Here is a 6,277-nt window from a genome sequence, read left to right on the forward strand (position 1 = left end):
TTCTGTGTCAAATTCAAAATGGCACATTTCGCATTCAAGATTTACTATCATATCTTAAGCTATTTGTGCTATGCGTTTAGCATTGTGTACAACGGTCACTTGCAAGTTGTCGTTGCGGATTTCGAAGAACGTCAGCGTCCGCAGGACGAAGACGGTCAAGAAAGGAGCGGAGACAACGCACACCACGAACCCCGCAATGCAATTTGCAATTTGTTAGCACCAGTTGTTTGTTTTCATTTACTAATCCATCTGTTGTTTTTGCCTTCTCCCTCGAAATAGACAAATTTTGATTCTCCGAATATTATTATATTTCCAAATCCAGAAAACAAAACAGAATCAAGGCACTCATTTAAATTGAATATTTTTCTATCAAAGTCAGAACTCTCGGAAATTACATAAACTTGCTTAGTTTTTAGTTTTTCAGCCTGTTTTCGGATAATCTCTTTTTCATTTATTATCAAATTGTCAAATAGCGACAAATCCAATGAGTCAAAATGTGATAAGCTTTTGCGAAATTTATCTCTATGAGATTTTATTTGATTAATTAATCGTTTTCTCAAGGCTTTTTTACAGTAATTATTAATCAACCAAACTTCCTGTTCATCCTTTGATAAACCGCGATAGCAAGCGATAAAATAATCATACTTTTTAAAATTAAATTTTATCGTCGAGAATAAATCAGTCTTTGAGGAATCGATTTCATAAGGATTATACATCAAGTGGTCATCTGGAGGGATTTCAAATCTCGATTTCATCAAATCTAAATCGAAAAAATCAAGCACTATCTCGTCAACTAATTCTTCTGTTTTTTTATCAAAAACGTCAATTTGTCTATATATCTTGTCCTTTCTCATTAAGTGATTTTTAGATATCGCACGATGCTTTTTTTTTCAATTGGTGCTAACGGTTGGTACATGTTGTCGGGGCGGATTTCGGAGAGCGTTCCTGTCCGAAGGACACGGAACTGCGAAACGAGAATCCGCAGTTGGCGTACCACCGAACCCCGCCCTGCAATATGTACTTTGTTAGCAAAAGTATTTTTATTTCGGTAACTCAAAAATTCCTTTGTTTAAAGTTCTAATCCATACCTTTTGTCTAAAGTTGTCAATATTCAGGTCTGCAATTCCATCATCTTCTGGCACCTCATTAATCTTATTCCAGTTTGTCCCATCGAAAGTCAACAATACATTACTTGAAAAAGCCATATTTTCAACTTTCTCAGAAACCACATAAATTTTATTTTCATCAGCAAAAAGTTTGCGGACAGTTCCGGTAATAATTTTATTGTTATTGTCTCGGGGATTAATAGTTTCCCATTTTTCACCATCAAATCTCATTAGCGAAATTTGTTGGTTGTCGTGTCCTGTACCAATCCATAGATTATTGTCTTTGTCTGTTACAAGACACCAAATGTTTTGAGAAGTAATATTCGAATTTTCCGAATTATAGTTTATCCATTTATCTTTTTCAATTTTCAAAACGCCTTGATTATTCCATAACGCAAGCCATATATTATTGTCCTTGTCCACGTGGATGTTTGTCACAGGACTGTTGAGAGGAGAATTTTCATCAGTAAATTTCTCAACATTTAAATTACTATCAATTTTGTATAGTGCGGTAAATCCTCCTGCCCAAATATTGTTTTCATTGTCAACTGTCATAAATTGGAATAATCCAGAATCATCAGGTAAATCAACAATTTCTCTGTAAATGTCACCCTCCTTTAAATAAATTGTTTTAGCATTTCTAGCCCACAAGTTATTATTCTTATCAAAAAGCATTTCATCAACAAAAATGAAATCGTCATCTAAAATTTCAAAATCACTGGTTTCAGTTTCTCTTTTTGATAAATATGATTTTGATGGGATAGAACTTGAATAAAGAGGAACTTCCACCGAAGTATCCCTTTCGCTTGTCACGTAATAAAAAACATTATTATTATCTATTTCCATTTCATTAATATGCTTTCCAGGCATATCATTAAAGTCTACAATTTGGTCAAGAAGGTTTTCTTTATTGCATGAAATAAGAAAAGAAATTATTACAAAAAAGACGAGAGATTTATAAGTTTTCATAGTTGGATTTTTTCTTTAAGATGCAATTTATAGCTAATTAGTTGCTTCAATATTTTTGCTAACGGTCACTTGTAAGTTGTCGTTGCGGATTTCGGAGCTCGTTCCTGTCCGGCAGGACGGAACGATGTTGCGAGAATCCAGCGAACGACACACCACGAACCCCGCAATGCAATTTACAATTTGTTATGCTTAGTGCTTTAATCATTTTTTCAATATTGGTAAAATAGCTTTTAATATTTTCTCAAATCCACCTAAGGATAATTCTTCTTCGGAACTGCCTTTTTCCTCGGCAAAGTCAACATGATTCCCAAAATATTTCTCGACTAAATTTGATTTAATCTCTTGTTTCTTTTCTTCCGGCAACATTTCAATAAATGGTGTTAGCGATGCAAGTTCCAATTCAAGTTTTCGATTAACTATCTCAAGTTTTCTATGTTTGCTAGATTCTCTCGCTGCGTATGTTGCTGGATAAGATAAAGCCGCTGCTGCAATTACTCTTATCAATGATTTTATCCAATCATAATTTGCAGAACTTACATCCCAAATTGTATAAATAAGAAGTGCTGATAAAATAGTCATAAATGCAATTGCCAAGATTCGCCATAAATTAGCTGCTTTTTTATGTTGATTTGCGATATTTTGATAATTTCCAGTTACACCAACATTTCCAATCACATTTACTAGTTTCTTAGCTTCTTCGAGTTTGCTTTCAATATTTTTTAAAATAGTAGTTGATTCTGTTTCAATTGTATTTTTCTGTTTATCGATTTCCTTTCTAAATGTTTCTCGGTCTTGACTTATTTCATTTTTGTATTTTTCTCTGTCTGTTGTTATTTCAGTTCGAAAAGTTTTTCGTTCATTTTCAAAGCTTTGGTTGGCAACAGATTTAATATTTTCATAATCTGTTTTATATGTGGTTGTTAAAGTGTTGATTTCGTTTGTCTTTGTAGCAAGTAATTCAGTAATCTTATCTATCTCATTTTGTTTTGTTACAAGATTTGCTTGAACTTTTTTTAAGTCTTCTTTTAGAGAATTGTTCTCTTTTTCTATTTCTTTAAGTTTTGATGAAACTAAGTTCTCAAAGTTTGAGATACTCTTTGAAAAGTTAAAGTCATTCTTTGACAACGGAATAGGAAGATTTCTTACACGCGTAATTGCAGTATTGAAATTTGCTTCGGCGTTATTTAGATGCCCAATATTTTGGTTGCCAAGAAAAGCATTAATTTGAGAAAACGCATTTTCCAATTCTTGTGAAATAGTATTTAGTTCTCCAACTGGTACAAGTACTGGAATGGTAAGTTTTATTCTGTCTAGAATATATTTACATGCAGAGTCGAAGAAATTAAGTTTACCGATTTCTATTTTTACTCTGGTTTCTTCCTCTGATAATTTCGAAATTATTTGGTCTAATTTCTCAAAAATTTGATGGTTTTCAAATTCGGATGAAGTCATATCTTGGTTTTTTTAGCATTAAGCATAACGGTCACTTGTAAGTTGTCGTTGCGGATTTCGGAGCTCGTTCCTGTCCGGCAGGACGGAACGATGTTGCGAGAATCCAGCGTACGACACACCACGAACCCCGCAATGCAATTTACAATTTGTTGTACACTGTACTTTTATTGTCCTCTTAATTCTTTACCATGAAACATTGTGTTAATCTTTTTATTAACAACATCTTTTCTTTTTATCCAAAGGAAACCTTCTGCTTTAGTAATTAACGCGATATCAATTGGACCACCAACTGATTGTAATTTCTCACTTGTCTTACGCTTTATCGAAGTTATGTGGACTAATGATTCTGCTAATTCAATAAGGTCTTCTTTACTTAAATATTCCACTGAACTAATTGTTGGACTTATAAATTCTTTAAACTGAAATTCATCAATGGTTTTAACTATGTGATTGAACGCAGTTTTAAAAAACGATTCAATCTCTTTTTTACTAATCTTATCATATTTTACAGATAACTTCTTCATTATATCGTTGAATTCATACGATATTGTTTGTTCATACTTTTCTTTAATGGATGGATTTATACCACTAAAGAATGTATCAACCATGTCTCTTTGCGCAAAAGGTTTAACAAGTGCCGTGTTATTTTGAGAAATTTCTTTTTTTGTATCTGCTTGATATCTTAATCTACCAGAGATTAATTCACCAAGTTTGATTTCAAATACAACTGGAAAAATCTCATTTTCACCGTATCCTGCAATTACAAGCCCCGAATAATCTTCATCTTCAGAGAATGGATATATTAATTCTTGATACAATGCTTTGACAATTCTTGAAGTATATTTGCCTTTTCTCTTAATTCTCACAGTTGAATAAAATCCCGGAAGAATCTTATTAATTATCGTTTTATAGTCAGTCTTGAATTCTTCTAATTTGTAGTCCTTAAATTCAGCTAATTTTTCTTCACTCTTTATTGAACTGATTGCATCAATTATCTCATAGAATATTTCTTCGTAAAGTTCGTTTGAAAGATTTTCATCAACTTTTTTACCTTCTTTTTTTAGCTTACTAATATTAGTTTCAAAATTTTCATTAAGCATATCTGCTATTGCATCAAGCATAAAATATAGTCTCATTTCAACAAATTCTTCAACTTGCTCCGTAGAAATAAAGTTGTAAAAGTTATCTTTTAAGAATTTTAAAAAGTCAGTTACGTATTCTTCTAATTCGTCATACTTTTTGTCTGATAAAAACTTAGAATATTGTTTAATAATAATTTCCAATGGAATTCCCATCCAACTCGCATTATTATATATCATTATTCCAACAGGAGCATTATATGCTAATTGAAAGATTTTGTTTGCAGTATTGAAAACTTTATTTACCTGTCCTATTGTCACCGCACTATCTGCGGCAAGTACAATGTTTGACTTATTAAAAATTCCTACTTCTGCTGTCATGGTTTTAATTTAGTATTGTGTACAACGGTTGGTGCAAGTGGAGTGCGGAGCTTTGAAACGGCAACTTGTCAAGTTTGCACGGAGCCAAGCCGGCGTAGCACTAAATTTCTTTTTTAAACCGTCATCCGTCAACGACGGATTGGCGGTGGTTGAACAGGGCGAAAACGCTGGAAAACCACGCCCGCCCGCATTACATTTGCACTTTGTTAACGGCTGGCATTTATTCACTTTCATTTTAGTTCGTCAGCAATAAGTTTAGCTAATTTAGAAATTAATCCACTCCAATTACCCGACCTTGAGAAACCAATTACTGGTCTGTTGTTTTCCTCTAATTTAAATATGTTATCTACTTTTTTCTCGTGGGTGTACGTAAAATCATTAAATGCAGTTGTTCCCATACAAACAATAACTTTCGGTTGAATTAATTGAACAAGATTTTTAATTTTTGAAATGAAAAATAGTTTGATATCCCATTCCTTTAATCCATTTTGCTTGTTAAGTATGGTTTTAATTTCATGTTCATTTTTTAGGTGTCGAAAAATTTTGTTTAAGTCTTTCGTCTCCGTTGTAGCAATTGGATACAAGTTTGTATGCATAATATTTTGCCCAAAACTTTTAAACCAAGAGGGTGCTTCTGAGAAATTATCTTTTTCGTTTTTACCAAATCTGTATTCTGCAATTTCATACAATAAGTCTATCATTCGTGCAGGGAAAGGGTTATTTATCGGCTTATCTCTTTGAAACCAATGGTAGGACTTCCAACCATTGCCTTGGTTCCCTCCTCTGGCAGTATTGTCCTTAAACCAATCATGAATAATTTCAGATTCTGGGTTGAATAATCGAATTGTTTCATTGGTTCCACGGTTTTTATTTTCCTTAAATGCGCCATGACCTGGATTAATTCCAATAAATAGTATGTCTGGATTAACCACAAGTGGACATTCAAGAGTAATGAATCCTTTGTACAAACTTTTATATTTATCGTCATTTTTATTACTTTCCAAGAAATCTTTTATCGGAATGATTTTATCTTCAATTTCTGAAATTTTTTCTTCTATCATGTCTAATTTATGTTAATGAAGTTGTATTTTATGCTTACCGTTAACGGCCGCGTGCATGTGGAGTGCGGCATTTGAAAAACTACACTTCCATTTTAGCCACTGAGCCAATTCGTTTATTCGTATTTATATTTTTCAGCCGATTCGTCAATGACGAATTGGCGTTGTTAAACAAAGCTTTTCTGTTCGCATACGTAGTCTGCCAGCATTACATATGCACGTTGTTATGGTG

5 protein-coding genes are annotated in these 6,277 nt (G+C 32.9%); all 5 read right to left on the reverse strand.

The features are described from left to right. Positions 1 to 233: 233 nt before the first annotated feature. The gene (locus tag BMW53_RS20280) at positions 234 to 854 is read right to left on the reverse strand and encodes a DUF7683 domain-containing protein (RefSeq protein ID WP_038555835.1); all 621 of its coding nucleotides are present in this window, start codon (positions 852 to 854) and stop codon (positions 234 to 236) included. Between the two features lie 186 nt (positions 855 to 1,040). Then, positions 1,041 to 2,075, reverse strand: coding sequence for a two-component regulator propeller domain-containing protein (locus BMW53_RS20285; protein ID WP_038555832.1), 1,035 nt, complete (start codon positions 2,073 to 2,075; stop codon positions 1,041 to 1,043). A gap of 201 nt (positions 2,076 to 2,276) precedes the next feature. Then, on the reverse strand, positions 2,277 to 3,527 hold the full coding sequence (locus tag BMW53_RS20290) for a hypothetical protein (RefSeq protein ID WP_038555829.1): 1,251 nt from the start codon (positions 3,525 to 3,527) through the stop codon (positions 2,277 to 2,279). A 164-nt stretch (positions 3,528 to 3,691) separates the two neighbouring features. Next, positions 3,692 to 4,987 (reverse strand): hypothetical protein, encoded by a 1,296-nt coding sequence (locus tag BMW53_RS20295; protein ID WP_038555826.1) that lies wholly within the window; start codon positions 4,985 to 4,987, stop codon positions 3,692 to 3,694. Between the two features lie 230 nt (positions 4,988 to 5,217). Continuing rightward, positions 5,218 to 6,048 carry a hypothetical protein gene (locus BMW53_RS20305; RefSeq protein WP_038555821.1) on the reverse strand — a complete coding sequence of 277 codons (831 nt, stop codon included), beginning with the start codon at positions 6,046 to 6,048 and terminating at the stop codon, positions 5,218 to 5,220. Between the last annotated feature and the right edge of the window lie 229 nt (positions 6,049 to 6,277).

The organism is Draconibacterium orientale (assembly GCF_900111425.1).
GTDB lineage: Bacteria > Bacteroidota > Bacteroidia > Bacteroidales > Prolixibacteraceae > Draconibacterium > Draconibacterium orientale.